A 23,069-nucleotide genomic window follows, 5' to 3' on the forward strand; every position below is an offset into this window, starting at 1 on the left:
ATCCCGGCCTCTCTTGAAATTCGAGTGACCACTCGAATTATCTGTTACCGTGGTCACAATCGACGTGCCGGGGCCCGCCCTCCGGGTGCCGGCAGCGTCAACCTGACACAAAGAGGTGAAGGCTCATGACCCGTTTCACTCGAAGACAACTTCTGGGCGCTGGCCTGGGCACGGCAGCCATGGGGCTGCTGTCCGGCTGCGCAACTCCGGGAACCCAGTCCGTGAACAGTGCACCAACCATCCCCGTCGCCAGTGGTCCTGTGCGGCTTACGTATTGGGCTTGGTTGAAGGACTTCCAGAACGTTGCCGACATCTGGAATGCAGCGAATCCAAACATCCAAGTGGACGTCGTCTGGATCCCCGGCGGCAACGCAGGCGGATACCAGAAGCTCTACTCGGCACTGGCGGCCGGGGGTGGCCCGGACCTGGCGCAGGTGGAGCTGCGGTCGATTCCGGAGTTCATGCTGGTCAACGGACTGGTGGACATCTCCCGCTACGGAGCCAACGACCACGCGCACCTCTACGACCCCACCTTGTGGAAACAGGTCAGCTACACCGGCGGCGTCTACGGAATACCCCAGGACTCAGGTCCGATGGCCATGTTCTACCAGCCGGCCATTCTGGACAAGGTGGGTGGAACTCCCCCGAAAACCTGGGACGAATGGGCCGGACTGGCCCGCGAGCTTCGTTCCGTGGACACGTACCTGGACTGCTTCCCGATCAGCGACGCCTCACCCTTCGCTTCTTTCGCCGGACAGGCAGGAGCCGCATGGCTGCGTCCGGAGGAGGATGGCTGGGTCATCAACATGACCGACGACGCCACGCTCAACACCGCGCGCTTCTTCGACAAAGCGATCGACGACGACCTCGTCACCACTGCGTACGGTGCCTTCTCACCGGGCTGGTTCGCTGCCGCAGGCAAGGGCGGCATTGCTTCCACCGTCACCGGCAGCTGGGGCGATGCCCTGGTCGAGGGCGTCAGCGGTTCGGAGGGAAAGTGGCGCGTCGCCCCCATGCCCACGTGGGGCGGCACCGGATTCGGCTCCAGCTACCTTGGCGGTTCCACCGCAGCCGTCCTGGCCAACAGCAAACACCCCAAGGAAGCGGTGGAGTTCGCCGTCTGGCTGACAACTTCGAAAGATGGCATCGACGCCGAGATCAAAAACAGCGGCATCGGGTGGTCGCCGAATCCCGATTTCATTGGCACGGACCGGCAACAACCTTCGGCTTTCTTCGGCGGCCAGAACTACAACCAGGACATCTTCGTCCCGGCAGCCCAGCAGCAAAACCCTGACTGGTCCTGGTGGCCCGTAACCCAGCAGTCCTTCAACATCCTCAGTGACGGCTTCCGGAAGAAGGCCTTCGGGACCTCCCTGGTGGACTCGATTGCCGCTTCCGAGCAGCAAATCATCACCGTTTTCAAGAACAAGGGCCTCACCATCCGGAAGGAAACGGCATGACGACCACCCGCATGGCACCTACCGCAGAGCGTCACGAAGAAGCACCCCGCCGGGGCAAGCGCATCGGCGCAGCGGCGCGCGCGCCCTGGCTTCTCCTGGCCCCGTTCCTGGCGCTTTTCGCCCTCACGTTCCTGCTGCCCATTGTGGTGGCGATCCTCTCCAGCTTCACCAAGGTGAGCAGGAGCGGGCTCTTCGGCGAGGCGGGCTTGACCAGTGAGTTCGCCGGGTTCGGCAACTATGCCCAGGCTTTGGCAGACGGCAGTTTCGTGGCATCGATCGGCCGCATGCTGCTGTTCGGCATCGTCCAGGTCCCCGTCATGATCGTCCTCTGCACTGTCCTGGCTTTGATGTTGGAATCGGCATCGGCCAAATGGCCCGGCTTCTTCCGCGCCGCCTACTTCATGCCCTACGGCGTTCCCGGCGTCATTGCCACCATCCTGTGGTCCTTCCTCTATGTGCCCGGCCTCAGCCCCCTGTTCGACGCGGCCAAGCTCGTCGGCCTTACCCCGGACTTCCTGGGCGCCAACAGCGTGTTGTGGTCCATCGCCAACATCGTCACCTGGAGTTACACCGGCTACAACATGCTGATCATCGTGGCGCAGCTCAAGGCCATTCCGGTGGAACTCTACGAGGCGGCAAAGGTGGACGGAGCGTCCACCTGGCGGGTTGCCCGCAGCATCCAGCTTCCCCTGATCCGTCCGGCCCTCATGCTCACCACGGTGTTTTCGATCATCGGCACCCTGCAGTTGTTCGCTGAAGCGCAGGTCCTCAAAACCGTGGCCCCTGCCATTGACAGCCAGTACACGCCCAACCTGAGCGCCTACACCACGGCCTTCGCCTACAACGACTACAACGTCGCGGCCGCCCAGTCGGTCATCATCGCCGTCGCCGCCTTCACCCTTTCGTTCGCCTTCCTCGCACTGACCAACAGGAAGTCATCATGACCGCTACAGCTACCAAGTCACCCGCAGCAGCCGCTGCCAAGGCCCGGTCCGCGGGTCCGGACCGATCAGCCGGACGACGCCGGTCGTCCACCATCATTGTCACCGCCCTTTTGGTGGTGGTTGCCCTCTACTTCCTGATTCCCGTGTACTGGGTCTTCGTCGCCTCCACGAAGTCCACGTCCGACCTTTTCTCCACCAATGGCTTCTGGTTCGCTCCCACGTTCTCCCTGTGGGAAAACATCGGCCGCGTAGTCGGCTACGACAACGGAATCTTTGGCCGCTGGTTCCTGAACTCGGCCATCTACGCCGGCGTCGGCGCGCTCCTGGCCACGTACTTTGCGGCAGCAGGCGGCTACGCCCTGGCCAAGTACGAGTTCAAGGGACGCAACCTGGTGTTCGGCACCATCCTCGGCGGCGTGCTGGTTCCCGGTACAGCGACGGCGCTTCCGTTGTTCCTGCTGTTCAGCCAGATGGGCCTGGCCAACACGTACTGGAGTGTGTTGTTGCCTTCGCTGGTCTCGCCGTTTGGTCTGTTCCTGTGCAGGATCTACGCGCAGGCAACGGTAGACACTTCGCTGATCGAGGCCGCCAGGATCGATGGCGCCGGCGAACTCCGCATCTTCCATACCATCGGGCTCAAGGTACTGACCCCTGCGCTGGTCACGGTGTTCCTGTTCCAGCTGGTCGGTATCTGGAACAACTACTTCCTGCCGCTGGTCATGCTCTCCGACTCCGAGCTCTACCCCATCACTTTGGGCCTGAACAACTGGCTCAGCCAGGTGGACCGCTTGCCCGAATTCTACGAACTGACAACCGGCGGGGTGCTGCTTTCCATCATTCCGCTCAGCATCGCCATGATTGTTCTGCAGCGCTTCTGGCGCGGTGGACTGACAGAAGGAGCCGTCAAGTAAATGACCACCTACCAAACAGCCGGCTACATCACGGATCCAGGGCCCGGCACGGGCAACCGCCTCCCCGCGCGGAGCTGGCTGCACAGCGATGCGCCCGCTCTTTCATTGAACGGCCAGTGGCGGTTCCGCCTGCTGCCCGGGGCGCCGGGTACCCCGGGCGGACGCGGCGTCCTCCCTGCGGGCGAAGCAGTGGAGGGTGTTGCCGCAGAGGACCTGGACGATTCCGGCTGGGACCGGATCCCCGTTCCCGCGCACTGGGTGTTGGAGGGAGACGGCGCCTACGGGCGGCCCATCTACACCAACGTCCAGTTTCCGTTCCCCACGGATGCACCCCATGTCCCGGACGAAAACCCCACCGGCGATTATCGCCGGACGTTCGAGCTCCCCTCGGATTGGAACACGGCAGACAGGACAGTACTGCGTTTCGACGGCGTCGAATCCCGCTACAAGGTGTGGCTCAACGGTACCGAGATCGGAGTGGGGACAGGCAGCCGCCTGGCCCAGGAATTCGACATCACCGACACCGTCCGTGCGGGCCTGAACGTCATAGCTGTCCGCGTTCATCAGTGGTCCGCATCGAGCTACATCGAGGACCAGGACCAGTGGTGGATGCCCGGCATCTTCCGCGATGTGACAGTACAGGCCCGGCCACGGAAGGGTCTCGACGACGTCTGGTTGCGGACGTCCTTCACCGCCGGCGCCGGGATCATTGACCCGGAGATCACGGCAAGTGAGGCCGCCTACCCGGTTCGCCTGTCCGTCCCCGAACTGGAGATCGACGTCGTCTGGAACTCCGCTGCCGACGTCGCCCCGGTGGCGATTCCCGCCGTCGAGCCTTGGTCCGCGGAGGTTCCGCGCCTCTACAACGCGACGGTGGCCAGCGAAGGCGAGACCGTTTCGCTGCGGTTGGGCTTCCGGACCGTGGAGATCCGGGGCGACCGGTTCCTGGTGAACGGCCGGCGCGTGGTGTTCCACGGTGTGAACAGGCATGAGACGCATCCGGACCGCGGCCGCGTGTTCGACGAGGACTTTGCCCGCGCGGACCTGGCCATGATGAAGCAGTTCAACGTCAATGCGATCCGCACCAGCCACTACCCGCCACACCCCCGCTTGCTGGACATCGCGGACGAACTGGGTTTCTGGGTGATTCTGGAATGCGACCTCGAGACCCACGGTTTCGAACGGCACGGCTGGGTGGGCAACCCCAGTGACGACCCCGCCTGGCGTGAGGCGTACGTGGACCGCATGGAACGCACGGTGGAGCGGGACAAGAACCATCCCTCCATCGTCATGTGGTCGCTGGGCAACGAGTCCGGTACCGGCGCCAACCTCGCTGCGATGTCCGCGTGGACCCACGCCCGCGATGCCGGCCGCCCCGTCCACTACGAGGGTGACTACACGGGCGCCTATACGGACGTGTACTCGCGGATGTACTCGTCCGTACCGGAAACAGAGGCGATCGGGCGCGATGATTCAGGTTCCCTTCTGCTCGGCTGCTCCGCTGCGGAGTCGGCCCGGCAACGCACCAAGCCCTTCATCCTGTGCGAGTACGTGCACGCCATGGGCAACGGCCCGGGCGCGATCGACCAATACGAGGACCTGGTGGACCGTTACCCCCGGCTGCACGGCGGCTTCGTCTGGGAGTGGCGGGACCACGGCATCAGGACCACCACCGCCGATGGCACGGAATTCTTCGCCTACGGCGGGGATTTCGGCGAGGTAGTGCACGACGGCAACTTCGTGATGGACGGCATGGTGCTGTCCGACTCCACGCCGAGCCCTGGCCTCTTTGAGTACAAGCAGATCGTCGCACCGATCCGCTTGGGCTTCTCCACCGAAACGAACGACGGCGGCACTCGCCGCTTCGTCTCCGTCGCCAACCTGAGGCACACCGCTGATGCGTCGGATGTCGTGCTGCGCTGGCGAACCGAGGTGGACGGCGTGCTTGGCGTGTCCGGGGAGCTCGACGTTGTTGATTCCACGGGCGCGTCACTCGGCGCCGGTGGCACGGCGCGCATTGAACTTCCACCGTTGGACAGTAATGGAAGCGGCGAACACTGGCTCACGGTTGAGGCGGTGCTCCGCAAGGACACTGCCTGGGCCGAGGCCGGGCACGTGATCTCCGCGGCACAGCTGGAACTGGCGGTGACACGTCCCCGCTTGGCAGCCCCGCGACCCCTGGCATCGGCCGGGCGGGCCATGGCGGCGGTGGATTCAACGCTCAACCTTGGACCTGCCCGGTTCGAAGAAGGACGCCTGGTTTCGCTGGCCGGGCTGCCGGTTGGCGGTCCCCGTCTGGAGTTGTGGCGCGCCCCTACGGATAACGACGCCGGCGCCGGACGCGGCAGCTACGACCTCGCTGATCCTTGGCTCAACAACGGCGACGGCGTTCCGGCCCCTTCCATGGAAACCGTCTGGCGCGCCGCTGGCCTGGACCGGCTCACGGGCCGGGTTGAAAAGGTGTCCGCCGACGATTCGGGTGTGGTGATCCAGACCCGCTACTCCGCAGCCGACACCGCCCGTTGGGTCTCCGTGGAGGAAAACTGGCAAATGTGCGAGGGCGAACTGTGGCTTCGCGTGGACATCGTACCGAGCACCGGTTGGGACATTATCTGGCCACGATTGGGCGTCCGCTTGGACCTTCCAGATTCCGTAGATGGCGCGTCGTGGTTCGGCACGGGTCCCCGCGAGTCCTACCCCGACAGCATGCGCGCGACACTGGTGGGACGGTACTCGGCAGGAATCGACGAGCTCGCAGTTCCGTACGCCAAACCCCAGGAGTCGGGTCATCGCAGTGCCGTACGGTCACTGGAACTGCAGGACTCCGGTAGTCCTTGGTTGCAGTTCAATGCGTTCCCGGACTCCCGTGGCCGCCTGCCGGGCTTCACACTTTCCCGGCACACAGCCCAGGAGATCTCCGCGGCCGCACACCCGCATGAGCTGCCGGCGAGCCAAGGCAGCTACCTGTACCTGGACGCGGCACAGCACGGCCTAGGGTCCAGGGCATGCGGACCGGACGTCTGGCCGGATTACGCCTTGCGGCCCGAAGCCCGGTCGCTGACCTTCCGGATAACCGCAGCGGGCTAGTACCCCTTCCGTTGTGGGGCCCGCTCTGCGCGACTCCAGAGGAAAATGGAGCGCAGAGCGGGCCCCGCAACATCTTCAGGCAACAGCGATGGGTTCCTTCTTCGCCGCGTCCTTGCGGATGGTGGCACTGATGACCGCAGCCACCGTGCACATGGCTGCCGCCCCCAGCCAGGCGTAGTTGTAGTGACCGGTGGCGTCGCGGATGAACCCGGCAGCCAGGGCGGCCGCAGCGGCCCCGAGTTGGTGGGCGGCAAACACCCAGCCGAACACCACAGAACCGTCTGCGCCGAACACCGAGCGACAGATGGCTGCGGTGGGTGGCACGGTGGCTACCCAATCGAGTCCGTACACCACCACGAAGATGATCATGCTCGGTTCCACGGATGAGCCCAGCAGCAACGGCAGAACCAGCAGCCCGATCCCCCGGAACTGGTAGTACACGGCCAACAGGACTTTCGGGTTGAACCTGTCGGTCAGCCAGCCGGAGGCGATGGTCCCCACGATGTCGAAAATCCCGACGACGGCCAACAAGCCTGCCGCCGTGGTTTCGGGCATGCCGTGGTCGTGTGCCGACGGAATGAAGTGCGTGCCGATCAGCCCATTGGTGGTGGCTCCACAAATCGCGAAGCCCGCGGCCAAGGCCCAGAACGTCCGCACTTTGGCGGCCCGCTTGAGCACCTGCAGGGCTCGGACGGCAGCGTTCGCGGAGTCTTTGGGAAGCGCAGGCTCAGGCTTGCCGGACGCCGCAGGGGTGGCTCCGGCGTCGGCGGCGGGAACCACCGGTTCCTCAGCCCCATAAGGCGACACCCCGACGTCGGCCGGCGAGTTCCGCAACCACCGCAGCACCAGCGGTACCACTGCGAGCGCACCCGCAGCGATAAGGAGGGAGGCTCCACGCCACCCGGGGTTCTGCGCAAGGGCGGCAATGAAGGGCAGGAACACCAGCTGGCCGGCGGCACTTCCTGCCGTGAGGATGCCGATGACCAGGCCGCGGCTCTTGGCGAACCAGGTGTTGGCGATGGTCGCCGCGAAGACGAGTGCCATGGATCCCGTTCCCAGCCCGATGAGCACTCCCCACGTAAGCAGGATCTGCCACGACTGGTTCACCAAGACAGTCAAAGCTGAACCCAGACCGATCAAGCACAGCGCCAACGCGGTTACCTTGCGGATGCCGAAGCGTTCCATGAGGGCCGCAGCGAAAGGTGCCGTCAGCCCGAAGAGAACCAGGTTGATGCTGACAGCCAAGGACAACACCGTGGTGGACCAGCCGAACTCCTGCTGCAACGGGACCATCAGCACGCCGGGTGCTGCACGGAAACCGGCAGCTCCCACCAGCGCAAGGAAGGCCACTGCCGCCACGATCCAGGCGGGGTGGAGACGGCGACGCTTGCCGGAAGGAAGCCGCGGCGGTTCGGTGGGGACCCCTGTGACGTCGGGAGCGGTCATGCGGGGATCTCCGTTTCAGAGGGAGCTGTTGTGCGCGCTTCAGATGGCGCCACGGCGAGCGGAACCGGGTGGTCCGTCCGCTTGAAGCTGTGCCAGCTCGTGTTGGCGGCGGTCAGGCGGGTGCCGCAGTGGGTGCAGGTATCGGCCGACGACGTCGCCTGTCCGCAGTCCGTGTGGAGGACCCGCATGTGGGATACCTCGTTGGGTGCGTCCAAGTGTTTCTCTGCCCAGATGATGATGGCGTTCAGGACGGGCAGGGAGTCCTCGCCCTTGGCGGTGAGGACATACTCCTGCCGTGTGCGGCTCCCGTCCTGGTAGGGGCGCTGTGCCAGCAAACCGGCCTCGAGCAACCATCCCAAGCGCTTGCTGAGGACTGTATCGGCTACTTCGAGCCGTTGCTTGATGGCGTCGAAACGGCCGTTGCCGAAAAAGATTTCCCGCAGCACCAGGCTTCCCCAGGGATCTCCGAGGACATCAAGGCCACGGGCGAGGCTGCACGTGCGGGCAGACCAGTCAGAGCGAAGAGGCATGCGAACCAAGCTAGTTGACTTTCCTAAAGAAAGCTAGAGGATGACGGCGACACACCCTGCAGGTTCTGCCAGGTTCACTCACGGTTCATCTGGGGTGCCTACGCTTGCCGGGTCTACTCTGACCACGAAAGGCACCCTGAATGTCCTTGAACAACCCTGACTTGGTGAAACGTTCAACCGAATCTCCCGGAATCTCCCGGCGTGGATTCCTCGGCACGGCAGCGGCAGCGACGGCGCTGGCGGCAGCCGGATCACTGCTTCCCCCCTCCGTGCAGGCGGCGATGGCCAGGCCAACCCCGCCGGGGAGCCTGCAATCCATCAAGCACGTGATCGTGCTGATGCAGGAGAACCGCTCCTTTGACCACTACTTCGGTTCGCTCCGCGGAGTCCGGGGTTACGGCGACCATTCCGTCACCCGGCTGCCCAACGGAAAATCCATGTTCGAACAGCCACGCGCCACCGGGGAAACCGTCCTGCCGTTCTCCCTGCGCAAGGCAGCCGAACTCGCGGGACGACCCGGAACCGACATCCAATACCTGGGCGACCTCGACCATTCCTTCAAAGGGACCACCCGGGCGTGGAACAACGGCTGGTGCGATCAGTGGATTCCTGCCAAGAGCGCATCCACCATGACCTTCTACGAGCGCCAGGACATCCCGCTGCAATACGAGCTCGCAGACACCTTCACCATTTGCGACGCCTACCATTGCTCCGTCAACGGCTCCACCAATCCCAACCGCAACTACCTCTGGAGCGGTACCACCGGCAAGGAGCCCGGCACGAACAACCGGGCTGTGACCAATGCGGCCTATGGCTATGACCACGGCGGCTACGACTGGACCACCTACCCTGAACGGCTGGAACAGGCCGGGGTCTCATGGAGGATCTACCAGGACTGGGACAACTTCACGGACAACGCCGTGGAGTACTTCCAGACCTTCAAAGTGATCGGGCGGAAGATGCTGGCCTCGGTTGACGGCAAGCTGCGCACCACCGAGGAGTTCTACGACCAACTGGCAGGCAAGACGGCCGACGAGCAGGAGCGCCTCCTGGCCCAGCTGGAGAAGGGCCGCGCCACCCTCACGGAGGCCGAAAGGTCGCTGTTCGACAAAGCCATGTGGCGTGGCCGCCCGGACACCCTTCTGGAACGGCTCAGCGCCGACATCACCTCCGGCACCCTCCCGCAGGTCAGCTGGTTGGTACCGTCGGCCGCCGACTCCGAACATCCCGGAGCCTCGACACCGGTGGGCAGCGCAAACTTCGTCTACCGCCTCCTGGACACGGTAGCGAGCAACCCCGATACCTGGGACAGCACCGCGATCTTCCTCAACTTCGACGAAAACGATGGCTACTTCGACCACGTCCCGCCACCCGTCCAGCCGCGGCCGTCAACAGGCGAATCCGCCGACTGGACCACGGCGCTGCCCATCGGGCTGGGTCCACGGGTACCCATGACGGTAGTCTCCCCCTGGACGGTGGGTGGCTATGTCAGCTCCGAAATCTTCGACCACACCTCAGTCCTTCGCTTCCTCGAACGCTGGACCGGTGTGCAGGAACCCAATATCTCTCCCTGGCGCCGGGCAGTCTGCGGCGACCTGACCGGCGTCTTCAATTTCAGCTCGCCAGGTAAGCCGCCGGTTCTGGACCACCCAGCATCCGTGCCCGCCAAGATCAGCCGTTGGCGGCCCACCCCACCCGCCGTCCAAGTGGCGCCGATCCAGGAAAGTGGCACGCGCCCGGCCAGGCCCCTCCCCTACCGCCCGCAGGTTTCGGCCGCTGTGCTGCCCGGCAAAATCACCCTGGCACTGGGGAACTCAGGCACCCGGTCGACCCATTTCGCCATCTACGGTTACGCCGGCGAAGTCACGGAGCCACGGCATGTGGACGTCCTCGGGAATGCCACGGTGGAGCTCGCGCCTGCCTCAGGCGGATTCGACGTCGTCGTCACCGGCCCCAACCGTTTCCAGTACGAACTGAAGGGAACGACGGCGGGCGCGGCCTCCGGCGTCGACGTTTCAGTCAACGGACGTCGCGGCAACAAGGCCGTGGAACTGGAAGTGCGCAACAACGGCAAGGCCACAGTGACCCTGATTCTGAAGTCGCTGCAGTACGCACAGGGCCACGAAAGTGTGAAGCTCAAAGCCGGGCACTCGAAGAAGATCGGCTGGGAAACCTTGAACGGTTGGTATGACCTGGAGGTCACCGCTGCCGAGGACGCTACGTTCCGACGCCGGCTGACCGGTCGCCAGGAAGACGGACAGGAAGGCATCTCCGGCTAACGGACGATTGGCGCATCCTGCCCTTGTCCTGCCTCCTCACCGCAAAAGGGTGTGGCAGGCGGGCAAGGCCGGGGTGCCCTTCGTGGAGGGGTCAGCGCTGTTTCAGGCTGGTTCCACCGGGAACCAGTCCGGCCCGGGACGGGTGGTACGCCAATGCCCAATAGACCATCATCGCGATCCCGCACACCACGCCCAGGCTTGACACCATGAGCTGCCACTGGGTCTGGGGGTCTTTGCCCCATTCGGCAGCACCCGCCCACACGGCCAGGTTCTTGGGCGTCATGTAAAAGGCAACGGTGGAGCACGCCACAATGACCCACCCCGCCAGCCGCATCCGTCCGTTCCGCGACGGCACCCGGTGCATCGCAAAGGCCATGCTGGGCAGGGCAACGGCAACCCAAACCCAGTGATGCGACCACGACACCGGACTGATCAGGAGCATCAGGACGGCTGTGGCGGATACTGCCACGAAATTCTCATCTACAGCCACCGACCACTTGATGATGAGGCCGGCGACGACCACCAGTGCCAAGGACAGCACCATCCACACCAGGTTGGTGACCGAAGAGTCCGGCATGCCGAAGTGGAGGAGCAGGCCCTTGACGGACAGATTGTCGACGTAGGCCGGCCCGCCGATCCGGCCGGTATCGGGAAGGATCTTGGTCCAGAAATCCAGCGAAGCCTGGGGCAGTACAGCCCAGGCCACCGCAATCGAACCAAAGAACCCGGCGGCCATCCACCCCAGGGCTTTGAAGTCGCGACGGACCAGGAAGTACAAACCAAAGGCCAGAGGAGTGAGCTTCACCCCGGCAGCCAGGCCGATCAGCAAACCCGCAGGCCACCGGATGGCACCCGCACGGGCTTTCCCGTACAGGGCGAAGTCAGCCAGGATCACGCCCATCAGGATGATGTTGATCTGCCCGAAGACGAACGTGTCACGCCACGGGCCCAGGAACAGAATGGCACCGGTTCCCAGCAGCGCCGTAGTCCTGAAACGGTAATCGGCAAAAGCCTCCCGCCAGGTCTTGAGGCCGAAGTAGTGCCTGGCCAGCCAGGCAGCCACAATGGCGGCACCGGCCAGGGCCACCAGAATGAAAACCATACTGGCCGCGAAGAACCCCAGCGCCGCCAGCCCGGCAAAGAGGAGGGCCGCGAACGGCGGATAGGTAAACGGCAATCCATCACGGATGGCGTAGAGGTCACCGCCCTCCATGACTTTGCCGCCGCCGTAGAAGTAGACCTCGAAGTCGTTCAGGGCCGGCTCGTAGTACGCGTACAGGAAGCACACTGCCACCACGAGGGCCACGGCTGCTGCCACCGTGAGGATCCAGCCCCGTTTGGTGGTGGAAGCCACCAGCTGTGAAGGAGAAGCCGCCATGTCAGCCGTTGCTGATCTTGGCGAAAGCTTGTTCAAGATCCGCGATCAGGTCCTCGGCTTCCTCGATGCCGCAGGACAGGCGCAGGAGGTTGACGGGGACAGCCAGTTCCGTACCCTTCACGGAAGCATGCGTCATTTCCGACGGGTAGTTCATGAGGGACTCGATGCCGCCCAGCGATTCGGCAAGCGTGAAAACGGACGTGTTCTCGGCAACGGTCCGCGCTGCGGCCTCTCCACCCTTGAACTGCACGGAGACCATGCCGCCGAACTTCTTCATCTGCTTCGCGGCAAGCTCGTGGCCGGGGTGGTCCGGCAGGCCCGGGTACAGCACAGCTTCCACCTCCGGACGCTGCAGCAGCCACTCGGCCACGGCCTGGCCGTTGTCACTGTGGCGGTCCATGCGGACACCCAGGGTCTTCAAGCCACGGGTGGTCAGGAAGGCGTCCATGGGACCGGAAACGGCGCCCACGGCAAACTGAATGAAGCCGATCTTTTCGGCCAGTTCGGCGTCCTTGACCACAATGGCGCCGCCCACGACGTCGGAGTGCCCGCCAATGTACTTGGTGGTCGAGTGGACCACGACGTCGGCGCCCAGGGCGAGCGGGGTCTGCAGGTAGGGAGACGCAAAGGTGTTGTCGACCACCAGGAGGGCCCCGGCGTCGTGCGCCACGGCGGCGAGCGCCGCGATGTCGGTGATCTTCATCATCGGGTTGGAGGGCGTCTCAACCCACACCATGCGGGTCTTGTTCGCGGCAACCGCGGCAGCAACGGCGTCGAGGTCTGACATGTCCACCGGGGTGTTTCCGATGCCCCAGTCGCCGAGCACGCGGTTGATGAGCCGGTAGGTGCCACCGTAGGCGTCGTTGCCAAGAACGATGTGGTCACCGGGACGGGCCACAGCACGGATCAGGGAGTCTTCCGCGGCGAGTCCGGAACCGAAGGAGAATGCGGCTGAGCCACCTTCCAGGGCTGCCAATTGTTCCTGGAGGGCATCGCGGGTGGGGTTGCCGCCGCGGCCGTACTCATAGCCCGAACGCAGGTTGCCAATCCCGTCCTGGGCGTAGGTTGAGCTGAAGTGCAGGGGCGGGACAACCGCGCCGGTGCGGGGTTCGAAGGCCTGTCCGGCGTGGACAGCGCGCGTGTTGAACCCGGCGTTGGTGTTGGCAGACATGGAAGCTCCTCTTTGTTCGTTCAACGGTATGGATGAAGCGGGGCGCTTCAGTTGCTCAGGTAGGCGAGAAGGTCGTGGCGGGTCAGGATGCCCACCGGGGCGCCGGCGAAAGTCACCATGACGGTATCGACGTCGGACAGCAGCTCGCGCGCGGCAGAAATGGTCTCCAATGAGCCGATCACCGGGAGACGCTCCCCCATGTGCTCTGCGATCTTGTCCGTGAGCTTCGCTTCACCCCGGAACAGCTTGCTGGTCAGGCTTCGCTCGTCCACCGCGCCCAGGACTTCGCCCATCACCACCGGGGGCTCCTGCGAGAGGACCGGGATGTGCGAGACGCCGAATTCGTTCATGATGTTGATGACGTCGCGGACGGACTCGTTGGGGTGGATATGGACCAGGTCCGGCATTTCTCCCGTCTTGGATTTGAGCACCTCGCCCACGGAAGCTTCTTCGCCCCCGGAAAGGAAGCCGTAGGAGCGCATCCACTGGTCGTTGAAGATCTTGGCAAGGTAGCCACGGCCAGAGTCAGGAAGGATGACCACCACCACGGCGGACTCGTCCAGGTCCTTGGCAGCCTGCAGCGCAGCCACCACCGCCATACCCGAGGAACCGCCCACCAGGAGGCCCTCTTCCCTTGCCAGGCGGCGGGTCATGGCGAAGGAATCGGCATCCGAAACAGCAATGACGTCATCCGGGACGGCACGATCGTAATTGGCGGGCCACATGTCCTCGCCCACGCCTTCGACGAAGTAAGGACGGCCGGTACCGCCGGAGTAGACCGAACCTTCCGGATCCGCGCCGATGATCTTGACCGGGCCGCCGTCGGACTCCGGCCGGTCAGCCGAAACCTGCTTGAGGTACCGGCCGGTGCCGGTGATGGTGCCGCCGGTCCCGGCTCCGATCACCACGTGCGTGACGCGGCCATCGGTGTCGTTCCAGATTTCAGGGCCGGTGGACTCGAAGTGGCTGCCGGGGGCGGCCGGATTGGAGAACTGGTCCGGCTTGAAGGCATCCGGGATTTCTTTGACCAGGCGGTCAGAGACACCGTAGTAACTTTGCGGGCTGTCGGGAGCCACGGCGGTGGGGGTCACCACCACGTCGGCGCCATACGCCTTCAGGACAGCACGCTTGTCCTCGCCCACCTTGTCCGGGACCACGAAAACGCACTTGTAGCCCTTCTGCTGGGCGACAAGGGCCAGCCCTACGCCCGTGTTGCCCGACGTCGGCTCCACGATGGTTCCGCCCGGCTTGAGGCGTCCGTCTTTCTCGGCCTCTTCAATCATCTTCACGGCGATCCGATCCTTGATGGATCCGCCGGGATTGATGTATTCGAGCTTGACCAGGACCGTGGCCCTGATCCCGTCCGTAACGTGGTTGAGCTTGATGAGCGGCGTGTTGCCGATGAGGTCCAACACGGACTGGGCGTACTTCATAGATACAAAGTTACCGCCTGCCCGCTTTGGGGCCGGACCGGCCGGCTAGCTCCCTGCCGATGGATCGGTCTGCCACACACCCATCACGTTGCCCTCGGTGTCCTTGAAGTAGCCGTACCACCCCATGCCGGGTATCGGGTTCTTGGCCTGGACTACCGACCCTCCGGCGGACTCGACCTGCCCCAAAGCGGCGTCAATGTCGTCGACGTCGATGGTCAGGACGGGTGTCTTCAGCGCATCAGTCCTCGGGAACAGCGCACCGTTGATGGCGCCCGGTTCCTTCGGCGTGCCTGTCTGCTCATCGGACGGCGCCGTGAGGGCGATGGTGTAATCCATCCCTTGCATGGGGCTCAGGTTCCACCCGAAAGTAGTCCGGTAGAAGTTGTTGGCCCGTTCGGTGTCTTCGGTGGGAATCTCAAAATGCACTATGGCGGCCATGGCTGGCACTCCTCGTTTTTGGGGTTCTGTTCCCTGGTTCCGGCGCGGCCCACCCACGCCACAGCACGGAGTCTAGCCCCGGGCGGCCATCACTGAAAGAGGCTTTTGATGGGATTGTCAGCCCGGCGTGCGACCATGAAAACATGACCATCGCAGACGCCCCGCCCCTTGTGGCGGCCGCGGCAGATGCGGCCGTCAGATGGCATCCTGGAGCCCCCTTCCGTCTGGACCAAACCATGTTTCCGCTCATGCGCGGCAACGCGGATCCGTCCTTCGCCGCACACTCCAGCGGATTCTGGATGGCCTTCACAGCTGCCTCCGGCCCGGTGACGCTTCGGCTGTCCGGGGGTGGTTCCGGTTCCGATTCGTTCGTCGAAGCCCAGGCATGGGGTCCGGGCGCAACGGACGCAGTGGCCGGAGTGCCAAGATTGCTGGGCGCCGATGACGACTGGTCCGCTTTCGATGAACCCGCTTTCCACGCCACCCTCCCGCGCCGGGTCACAGAAGCACGACGCCGGAACCTGGCCGTTCGCCTGCCCTCCACTGGCCGGGTGGTTGACTCCCTGGTGCCCACCATTTTGGAGCAAAAGGTCACCACTTTGGAGGCAAGGCGTGGCTACCGCTACTTGATGTACCGCTATGGAACGCCTGCTCCAGGCAAAGCGCCGGCCGGTCTCCTCGTTCCTCCCACGGCCCGGCAGTGGCTGGCCATTCCGTCATGGGAGTGGCACAAAGCCGGAGTTGGCCCGCAGCGTTCGGCGACGGTCATGCGGGCGCTGCAATCCGCCGTCGCGCTTGAACGTTTGGCTGCGCTGGATTCAGTGCAGGCCGGCGCCCGGATGCAGACGATTCCGGGGATCGGAGTGTGGACCGCGGCCGAGGTTGTCCAGCGGACCCACGGTTGCCCGGATTCAATCTCCGTCGGCGACTACCATCTGGCGTCCTATGTGGGCTACGCCCTGACGGGGCAGAAAACGGACGACGCCGGCATGATCGAACTGCTGGAACCGTGGCGCGGGCAGAGGCAACGCCTGGTGCGGATGTTGTATTTGAGCGGCTTCCGCAAGCCCACTTTCGGGCCCCGGATGACCGTCCAGGATCACCGCCACCACTAAAGCAACGCGGGGTCACTTATGGCCCATATTTCCCCCTTTTATGGGCCATAAGTGACCCCGCGTTGGCTTACAGGGCGCGGAGTTTCACCGATCTGATGCGTGAGATCACTCCGGCGAACCCCTCCGCCAAGTCATCGGCGTTCACTTTGAAATACGACCACCCCGCGCTGAGGAACGCTTCATCACGCCGGTTGTCCCTTGACTGCTGTTCCCTGGAAAGGTGATGTCTGCCGTCGTACTGGATCGCGATCCGGAAGCGTCGATAGCCGAGGTCGGCCGTCGGCGACCACGGGTCCTCGAGATTCAGCGGCAATTGCAGTTCCGGTTCCGGAAGACCGGCGTCCCGCATAGCCAGGCGCAGGAACGTCTCAGGAAACGAGTCCGCGCCCACCCGCATTTCATCCAACGCCAAACGCGCCTTCTCCACCCCTTGGAGGTTGGGATGTTGCCGGATGAGCAACCTCAATCCGGAACTATGGGCGTACGGCTCAGTACGCATCTCCAGGGCCGGCCTTGGCCGACGGATAAGTTGGTCGCCCATCGCGATCACATACGGAAGCGGCAACGACTTCGCCAAATCAAGCCAAGTTCTGGGGCGGACCGATACCGGAATGCCTTGGTGATCCATGACCTCGCCCGGAAAAACACGAACTCTGTGACCAGTTACACCGGCCCGCCGAACCCGGGGTAGTTCATGCGGCTTGCTCAAGTGCACCGTTTCGCCGTCCCCCATCCACGGCGGAAGCCCCAACCCGGTCAGTTCGGCCGCGGTTTCATGCGAAACCCAGGCACCGGGGGTAGCTGCCGTAAGCACCCGAGCGCGCTCAAAGAGATCCGGATCTGTTTCCCTTGGCAGATAGATAAGCCGGCCGCCATCCTTGATGTCCTTTGCCCGAAGACGCTTCCTGGGCACGCCCAAGGCGCGTGACTCATAGACGGTGAAAGGACGGGCGCCGAGGACCTCGGGCAAGGGACTGATGCGAACCATGCAATCCAGTGTCTCGGCAATGCGGCCATCGAATGGAGTTATCCACAGGTTGCCTCCCGACAACTGCAACGCGAGGTCACTTATGGCCCATAAATGGCGGAAACATGGGCCATAAGTGACCCCGCGTTGGCTTTAGAGGTGGAGGCGCGATACGGCTTCCTGGCGCATATCCACCTTGCGGACCTTGCCGGACACCGTCATGGGGAAGCTCTCACGGACATCGATGTAACGCGGAATCTTGTAGTGGGCCAGCTTGCCCCGGCAGTAGTCGGCCAGGTCCGCGGCCGTCAGCGGTTCCGCACCGGGTTTGAGGATGATGCAGGCCATGAGTTCCTCGCCGTACTTCTGGTCCGGCACGCCAATCACCTGCACATCCTGGATGGACGGGTGCAGGTACAGGAACTCCTCGATCTCGCGGGGGTAGATGTTCTCCCCGCCCCGGATCACCATGTCCTTGATGCGGCCCTCAATCACCAGGTACCCGTCCTCGTCCATGCGGGCCAGGTCCCCCGTGTGCATCCAGCCGTCACCGTCGATGGCTTCGGCCGTCTTGTCGGGCTGGCCCCAGTACCCCTGCATCACCGCATAGCCGCGTGTGCAGAGTTCACCGATCACACCCCGCTCCACCACTTCCCCGGAACCCGGATCCACGATCCTGCTCTCCAGGTGCGGCATGGTCCGTCCCACGGTGGAGGTCCGCTGTTCCAGGGTGTCCCCGGCGCGGGTCATGGTGGACACGGGCGAGGTCTCGGTCATGCCGTAGCAAATGGCCACATCCACCATGTGCATCTCATCGATGACGCGGCGCATCACTTCGATGGGACACAGCGACCCCGCCATCACTCCGGTTCGCAGGGTTGAGAGATCGTAGGAGCCGAAGTCCTCCAGCGCGAGCTCCGCGATGAACATGGTGGGCACACCGTACAACGAGGTCCCGCCAAAATCCTGCACAGCCTCCAGCGCGGCCGAAGGGTTGAAGCCCCGGCCCGGAATGATGGTGGCCGCCCCGAAACTGAGCGCGTTGAGGTTGCCGATCACCATCCCGAAGCAGTGGTAGAACGGCACCGGAATCACCACGCGGTCATGCTCGGTGTAGCCCAGCAGCCGCCCGATCGAGTTCCCGTTGTTGAGGATGTTGTGGTGCGTCAGCGTTGCACCTTTCGGGAATCCCGTGGTGCCCGAGGTGTACTGCAGATTGATGGGATCGTGCGGGTCCAGTTGGGCCATGCGGTCGCGCACCGCTGAAGGCCCGACGCCGTCCGCCCGGGTCAGGAGCTCGCCGTACGTGAGTTCATGGCCGGCTTCCGGAACGCCCGCGCGGAGTCCCACCGCAGGATCTCCCGGCAGGAACACAATCTCCTTGAGTTCAGGGCAGGCAGCCGCTGCCTGCCTGGCCATGGCAACGTAGTCGCTGTTCCTGTCCGAGGGGGCGGTCACCAGCATCCGCATCCCGTTTTGCTTCACCACGAATTCCAGTTCATGGCTCCGGTAGGCGGGATTCACGTTCACCAGCACGGCCCCGATCTTGGCGGTGGCGTACTGGAGGATGGTCCATTCGGCGCAGTTGGGACTCCAGATGCCGATCCGCTCCCCCTTGGCCACGCCGGTGGCGAGCAGCGCGCGGGCGAGGCGGTCGACGTCGTCGTTCAGTTTCTGGTAGCTCCAGCGGCGGGCGTCTTCGCCGGGCGAGGCGGCTGCCTCGATGAGTGCGTCCCGCAGAGGGAATTGGGCGGCGATGCGCTCAAAGTTGGCGCCAATGGTCTCTTCGAGCAGCGGGACGTCAGTGTCTCCGGCGGTGTAGGACAACATGACGGAACGCTACCAAGCCCGGCCGCGCAACAGAACCGTAACCACCTCCAGCGGCGCCGTGTCCTGCCGGTAGGGTTGGAGCCATGAGTGCACCCATTGACCTGCAGGCCACGTTCATCCCCAACGAGGGCGAGTTCTTCCGCGTGAAGCTCGCTTTGGAAATCGCGATCGATGAGGTCGTCAACGAGCCTGGCTGCATCCGCTACGAACTGACCGAAGCCACCGAGGAAAAGCTTGTCCTGACCGAGCGTTGGGAATCCGAGGAGCTGCTGGACAAGCACTCCAAGGGCATCGCTGTCCAGGACCTGAACGAGTCACTCAGCGCGCTGCTTGCCGAACCCGTAAAGCTGGAACGTCTCTAGGAGAACGCCTAAACGCTGCAGTTACGCCTTAAAGCCCCGAGGTCGCCGTAAATTTACGGCGACCTCGGGCTTTAACGGCGATTTCGCCGGATGAAGTCTAGTTTTCCTGTGCCTTTTCCTGAGCCTCGGCACGGGACTTTGCAACGTGGGCGTGGACTTCTTCCATGTTCAGGCCCTTCACTGCATCAATGACCTGCTCAAGCTGCTGGGCGTTCAGGGCGCCGGGCTGCGAGAAGACGAGCACCTTTTCGCGGAAAGCCATCAAGGTGGGGATGGAGGTGATCCCGGCCTCGGCGGCGAGCTGCTGCTCGGCTTCCGTGTCCACTTTGGCGAAGACTACGTCGGAGTGCTTTTCCGATGCCGCTCCGTACGTGGGCGCGAACTGCCGGCAGGGGCCGCACCATGCAGCCCAGAAATCCACCAGGACAATGTCGTTGTCTTCGATGGTCGATGCGAACTGTTCACCAGTGATGTCAACTGTAGCCATGGTTCCACGGTACGCGTCCCGGTCTGTGAAGTCCCGCCGGGCGGGCCCCTGTTCGCTTCCCGCGTCACTGGGAATAAAGCGGCAACCCGCCGTATCAGGAATCTCTTGATTCGCATTGAACAAGTGTTTAGCGTATGAAACATGCGTTCAACCGCAGACGATTTAACCACCAGGGCGCGCATCCGGGACGCCGCGATCGGACTCTTCGGCCGAGATGGCTTCTCCCGGGCCACAGTCCGGGCAGTGGCTTCCATTGCCGGCGTCAGCCCGGGGTTGGTCATCCATCATTTCGGCAGCAAAGCCGGTCTCCGAGAGGCCTGTGACCAACACGTCCTGGCCCTCACAGCCACTCAGGGCAGGGAAAAAGCAGACCCCGGTTCCAGCGGCAGGCTCATCCAGGACTACTTGAACAACCCGGACCAGTACACGGAAGAGATCGCCTATATCCGGCGCAGCCTGGGTGATGAATCCGACGCCGGAGACGCCTTCTTCGACGCTGTGGTGAACCAGTGCCAGGACATCATCCACACCGGCATCGAAGCAGGCACCATCCGGAAATTCGACGACATCCTGTCCATCGCGGTGATCATCGCCTCCAACAGCCTTTCGATCCTCATGCTGGGCCGGCACCTCTCGCGGACGCTGGGCACTCCGGCCCCGGAACCCAACGGCATCGGCCCCGACCTTCTGCGCCAGCTCACCCTGCCTCTTCTTGAGATCTATACGCATGGCTTCTATTCGGACGCGCGGTTCCTGCACGCAGCCCGCGAAGCCCTGGAAGGAAACAACACCAACAACGGAAGGGAGCATGCCCCGTGACCCAGGCAATCGTCGTCAAGGGGTTACGCAAGAAGTTCGGTCAACGCGAGGTTCTGCACGGGCTGGATTTCGCGGTGGAACCCGGGACAGTCTTCGGGGTGATCGGGCCGAACGGCGCCGGAAAGACCACCACCATGCGCTGCCTGCTGGACATCATCCGACCCAGCGGCGGTTCCATCTCCGTTTTGGGACAGGATCCGAGGCGGGGCGGCACGGCACTGCGAAGGCGGATCGGCTATCTGCCCGGGGAGCTGCATTTGGAGAACCGCACCACGGGCCGCCGCATGCTGGAGCATTTTGCTGCCATCAGCGGCCCGGTGGATGAACGGCACGTCAACGATCTCGCAGACCGCCTTCAGTTGGACTTGGACCGGCAGACCCGCAAGCTATCCAAAGGAAACAAGCAGAAGCTGGGCCTCCTGCAAGCGTTCATGCACAAGCCTGAGCTCCTGGTCCTGGACGAACCCACCAGCGGACTTGACCCCTTGGTCCAGCAGGTCTTCCATGCCATGGTCCGCGAGGCCGTGGACGGCGGCGCCACCGTGTTCCTCAGCTCGCATGTCCTGAGCGAAGTCCAGCAGGCCGCGGACGCCGTCGCCATCCTCCGCGACGGCGACATCGTCACCGTTTCCACTGTGGAGGCTCTGAGGACGGCGGCGGTCAGGCAGCTGCGGTTCAACAGCACCGGAACGGAAGCGCACGACGTCGGCGCGCTGCTGGCCCGGGTGCCGGGCGTCGCCAATATCGCGGTGCGGGAACTGCCCGCAGACGGCCATGCGAGCGGAACCGTGGAAGCCACGGCCACCTTGTCCGGCCATATCCAGCCCTTGGTCCAGGAACTGGCACGGCTGCACCTGACAGACCTGGTCCTGGAAGAGCCGGACCTGGAAGAAGCCGTCCTGACGCTCTATACGGGCGGCGAAGCGCCCTCCAGTACGGGAAATCCCCAGAGAGCCAGCCATCAACCGGAAGGAGCCCACCGTGCCTAGGCCATTGCCGCTCTTCACCAAAGCACTGACTGATTCGTGGCGCTCCACCTTGGCATGGGCGCTGGGACTCACGGGCGCGATCATGCTGTACCTGCCGTTGTATCCGTCCATCGGAGGCAGCGCCCAGATGCAGCAAATGATTGATGCCCTCCCTCAAGGCATGACCAAGGCCCTGAACTACGACCAAATAGCGACGGGACCCGGCTACACCCAGGCCACCCTTTTCGGACTCATCGGCTTCCTGCTGATGTCCATGGCCTCCATTGGTTGGGGCGCGGCGGCGGTGGGAGGTGACGAGGAGTCCGGGCTTTTGGAACTCACCCTCGCCCACAGCGTCACCCGCGTGCAGGTGGTCCTTGAGCGGGCGTTGGCCATTTTGGTCCGCATTGTGCTGCTCACCGCGTTGGTCTTCGTGCTGGTGCTGGTACTGAACGGACCCGCAAAACTTGAGATCGACGTCGGGCATCTTTTCGGCGCAGTGCTGCTGTTCGCCGCCCTGGCCCTTCTGAGCGGTACAGCCGCACTGTGTGCCGGCGCCCTCACGGGACGGAAGGTGTACGGAGTCGCTGCCGGTGCTGCTGTTGCGGTCCTCGGCTACGTATTCAACGCGGTGGGCCGGCAAAGCCCCGATGTGGAGTGGCTGCTGAACCTTTCGCCGTATCACTGGGCGTACGGCAATTCACCCGTGACCAACGGGGCTGACTGGGGCGCTGTGACAGGGCTGCTGTGCATATCGGCGGCACTGATTGCGCTGGGAACTTTGGCCTTGCAGCGGCGGGACGTTGGGGTCTAGTTCCAGACGTGCGGTGCGGGACGGCGCGCTCCGGGCAGCGCGTTGTTTTCGCGCCACTCGTGGATCCATTCGGGCAGTTCAAGGTCCGCCGGCGGCGCACCGAACTCGGCGATGATCTCCTCCTGTGTCACGGGCTTGCCCTTGGCCACCAGGCGGGTGGCGATGTGGGCACGGGCGTAGATCTCACCGTCCACCACCATGCGCTGTTCGAAGTAGATCGCTTTGGTATCGAGGCCGATGATGCGGGTTTCAATGGTGTAGCGCTGCCACAACTGCAAGGATTTGCGGAACGCAATGGTCTCCCCGGCAGCCACCGGGCTCCAACCCCGTTTGCGCATCTTGTTCCAGATCCCGCTGCGCACCATGAGGTCGAACCGGCCCAGGTCCATCAGGGAAAAGTACATGCCATTGTTGACGTGCATGGCGATGTCGATGTCCGTGGGAAGCACCCGCAAGGGCAGCGACGATTCGTCCCAAACGTTCAACGGCGTGCGCTTGGAGGACGTGAACAGCAACATGAGGGTGCGTAGAAGCAGATGCATGGCAACAATGTTACCCATGAGTAACTTCCAGCGAAAGATGCCGACCGCATTGTGGGACGCTCTGCTGGATTCAGCCAAAGGAACGAGC

At 63.8% G+C, this 23,069-nt stretch carries 20 protein-coding genes; 10 read left to right on the top strand and 10 right to left on the bottom strand.

Translation table 11 applies throughout. The annotated features are described in order from the left end of the window. The first annotated feature begins 125 nt into the window (after positions 1 to 125). The 4 genes from ACNAOU_RS16540 to ACNAOU_RS16555 are packed head-to-tail and all read left to right on the top strand — an operon-like array spanning position 126 to position 6,402. A complete protein-coding gene (locus tag ACNAOU_RS16540) occupies positions 126 to 1,460 on the top strand; it encodes an ABC transporter substrate-binding protein (protein ID WP_422757244.1) in 1,335 nt (444 codons plus the stop codon). Then, positions 1,457 to 2,404, top strand: a complete 948-nt coding sequence (locus ACNAOU_RS16545; RefSeq protein WP_422757245.1) for a carbohydrate ABC transporter permease — start codon at positions 1,457 to 1,459, stop codon at positions 2,402 to 2,404. The genes ACNAOU_RS16540 and ACNAOU_RS16545 overlap by 4 nt, the downstream gene beginning before the upstream one ends. Beyond that, complete coding sequence (locus ACNAOU_RS16550) at positions 2,401 to 3,315, top strand: carbohydrate ABC transporter permease (protein ID WP_422757246.1); 915 nt, start codon at positions 2,401 to 2,403, stop codon at positions 3,313 to 3,315. Before ACNAOU_RS16545 ends, ACNAOU_RS16550 begins: the two co-directional genes overlap by 4 nt. Then, positions 3,316 to 6,402 carry a glycoside hydrolase family 2 TIM barrel-domain containing protein gene (locus tag ACNAOU_RS16555; RefSeq protein WP_422757247.1) on the top strand — a complete coding sequence of 1,029 codons (3,087 nt, stop codon included), beginning with the start codon at positions 3,316 to 3,318 and terminating at the stop codon, positions 6,400 to 6,402. A 75-nt stretch (positions 6,403 to 6,477) separates the two neighbouring features. Here ACNAOU_RS16555 and ACNAOU_RS16560 read toward each other — a convergent pair whose 3' ends face one another. Further along, entirely contained in the window at positions 6,478 to 7,848 is a 1,371-nt protein-coding gene (locus tag ACNAOU_RS16560) for an MFS transporter (protein WP_422757248.1), read from the bottom strand. Further along, the gene (locus tag ACNAOU_RS16565) at positions 7,845 to 8,378 is read right to left on the bottom strand and encodes a winged helix-turn-helix transcriptional regulator (protein ID WP_422757249.1); all 534 of its coding nucleotides are present in this window, start codon (positions 8,376 to 8,378) and stop codon (positions 7,845 to 7,847) included. Before ACNAOU_RS16565 ends, ACNAOU_RS16560 begins: the two co-directional genes overlap by 4 nt. Before the next feature lie 164 nt (positions 8,379 to 8,542). Between ACNAOU_RS16565 and ACNAOU_RS16570 the strand changes: the two genes are divergently transcribed. Continuing rightward, positions 8,543 to 10,657, top strand: a complete 2,115-nt coding sequence (locus ACNAOU_RS16570) for a phosphocholine-specific phospholipase C (protein ID WP_422757250.1) — start codon at positions 8,543 to 8,545, stop codon at positions 10,655 to 10,657. 91 nt (positions 10,658 to 10,748) lie between these two features. Here the strand turns inward: ACNAOU_RS16570 and ACNAOU_RS16575 are convergent, their stop codons facing one another. Genes ACNAOU_RS16575 through ACNAOU_RS16590 form a run of 4 tightly spaced genes read right to left on the bottom strand, consistent with a single transcriptional unit; the run spans position 10,749 to position 15,077 of the window. Next, the gene (locus tag ACNAOU_RS16575; RefSeq protein WP_110503804.1) at positions 10,749 to 12,035 is read right to left on the bottom strand and encodes a glycosyltransferase 87 family protein; all 1,287 of its coding nucleotides are present in this window, start codon (positions 12,033 to 12,035) and stop codon (positions 10,749 to 10,751) included. A 1-nt stretch (position 12,036) separates the two neighbouring features. Further along, on the bottom strand, positions 12,037 to 13,206 hold the full coding sequence (locus ACNAOU_RS16580; RefSeq protein ID WP_018776768.1) for a cystathionine gamma-synthase: 1,170 nt from the start codon (positions 13,204 to 13,206) through the stop codon (positions 12,037 to 12,039). Positions 13,207 to 13,253: 47 nt separating this feature from the next. Next, a complete protein-coding gene (locus tag ACNAOU_RS16585; protein WP_018776769.1) occupies positions 13,254 to 14,639 on the bottom strand; it encodes a cystathionine beta-synthase in 1,386 nt (461 codons plus the stop codon). 45 nt (positions 14,640 to 14,684) lie between these two features. Continuing rightward, a complete protein-coding gene (locus ACNAOU_RS16590; RefSeq protein ID WP_039242487.1) occupies positions 14,685 to 15,077 on the bottom strand; it encodes a VOC family protein in 393 nt (130 codons plus the stop codon). Positions 15,078 to 15,220: 143 nt separating this feature from the next. On the opposite strand from ACNAOU_RS16590, the gene ACNAOU_RS16595 reads away from it, so the two are divergent. Beyond that, a complete protein-coding gene (locus ACNAOU_RS16595) occupies positions 15,221 to 16,192 on the top strand; it encodes a DNA-3-methyladenine glycosylase family protein (RefSeq protein ID WP_422757251.1) in 972 nt (323 codons plus the stop codon). 67 nt (positions 16,193 to 16,259) lie between these two features. Here ACNAOU_RS16595 and ACNAOU_RS16600 read toward each other — a convergent pair whose 3' ends face one another. Together ACNAOU_RS16600 and ACNAOU_RS16605 are read right to left on the bottom strand one after the other, a co-directional pair. Next, a complete protein-coding gene (locus ACNAOU_RS16600; RefSeq protein ID WP_422757252.1) occupies positions 16,260 to 17,180 on the bottom strand; it encodes an endonuclease domain-containing protein in 921 nt (306 codons plus the stop codon). A 132-nt stretch (positions 17,181 to 17,312) separates the two neighbouring features. Beyond that, the gene (locus tag ACNAOU_RS16605; protein ID WP_110503800.1) at positions 17,313 to 18,989 is read right to left on the bottom strand and encodes an AMP-binding protein; all 1,677 of its coding nucleotides are present in this window, start codon (positions 18,987 to 18,989) and stop codon (positions 17,313 to 17,315) included. Between the two features lie 83 nt (positions 18,990 to 19,072). On the opposite strand from ACNAOU_RS16605, the gene ACNAOU_RS16610 reads away from it, so the two are divergent. Next, positions 19,073 to 19,351, top strand: coding sequence for a putative quinol monooxygenase (locus ACNAOU_RS16610; protein WP_018776774.1), 279 nt, complete (start codon positions 19,073 to 19,075; stop codon positions 19,349 to 19,351). 97 nt (positions 19,352 to 19,448) lie between these two features. On the opposite strand, the gene trxA is transcribed toward ACNAOU_RS16610, so the two are convergent. Continuing rightward, positions 19,449 to 19,838, bottom strand: a complete 390-nt coding sequence (gene trxA / locus ACNAOU_RS16615) for a thioredoxin (RefSeq protein ID WP_018776775.1) — start codon at positions 19,836 to 19,838, stop codon at positions 19,449 to 19,451. Positions 19,839 to 19,979: 141 nt separating this feature from the next. Between trxA and ACNAOU_RS16620 the strand changes: the two genes are divergently transcribed. The 3 genes from ACNAOU_RS16620 to ACNAOU_RS16630 are packed head-to-tail and all read left to right on the top strand — an operon-like array spanning position 19,980 to position 22,439. Then, positions 19,980 to 20,657 (top strand): TetR/AcrR family transcriptional regulator, encoded by a 678-nt coding sequence (locus tag ACNAOU_RS16620; protein ID WP_422757253.1) that lies wholly within the window; start codon positions 19,980 to 19,982, stop codon positions 20,655 to 20,657. Then, positions 20,654 to 21,646 (top strand): ABC transporter ATP-binding protein, encoded by a 993-nt coding sequence (locus ACNAOU_RS16625; RefSeq protein ID WP_422757255.1) that lies wholly within the window; start codon positions 20,654 to 20,656, stop codon positions 21,644 to 21,646. The genes ACNAOU_RS16620 and ACNAOU_RS16625 overlap by 4 nt, the downstream gene beginning before the upstream one ends. Then, positions 21,639 to 22,439 (top strand): ABC transporter permease subunit, encoded by an 801-nt coding sequence (locus ACNAOU_RS16630; protein WP_026267019.1) that lies wholly within the window; start codon positions 21,639 to 21,641, stop codon positions 22,437 to 22,439. Before ACNAOU_RS16625 ends, ACNAOU_RS16630 begins: the two co-directional genes overlap by 8 nt. Here the strand turns inward: ACNAOU_RS16630 and ACNAOU_RS16635 are convergent. Further along, the gene (locus ACNAOU_RS16635) at positions 22,436 to 22,981 is read right to left on the bottom strand and encodes an acyl-CoA thioesterase (RefSeq protein ID WP_079581001.1); all 546 of its coding nucleotides are present in this window, start codon (positions 22,979 to 22,981) and stop codon (positions 22,436 to 22,438) included. The two genes, ACNAOU_RS16630 and ACNAOU_RS16635, sit on opposite strands and share 4 nt — an antisense overlap. Positions 22,982 to 23,069: the final 88 nt, after the last annotated feature.

This window comes from Paenarthrobacter sp. C1 (assembly GCF_049315185.1).
GTDB lineage: Bacteria > Actinomycetota > Actinomycetes > Actinomycetales > Micrococcaceae > Arthrobacter > Arthrobacter nicotinovorans.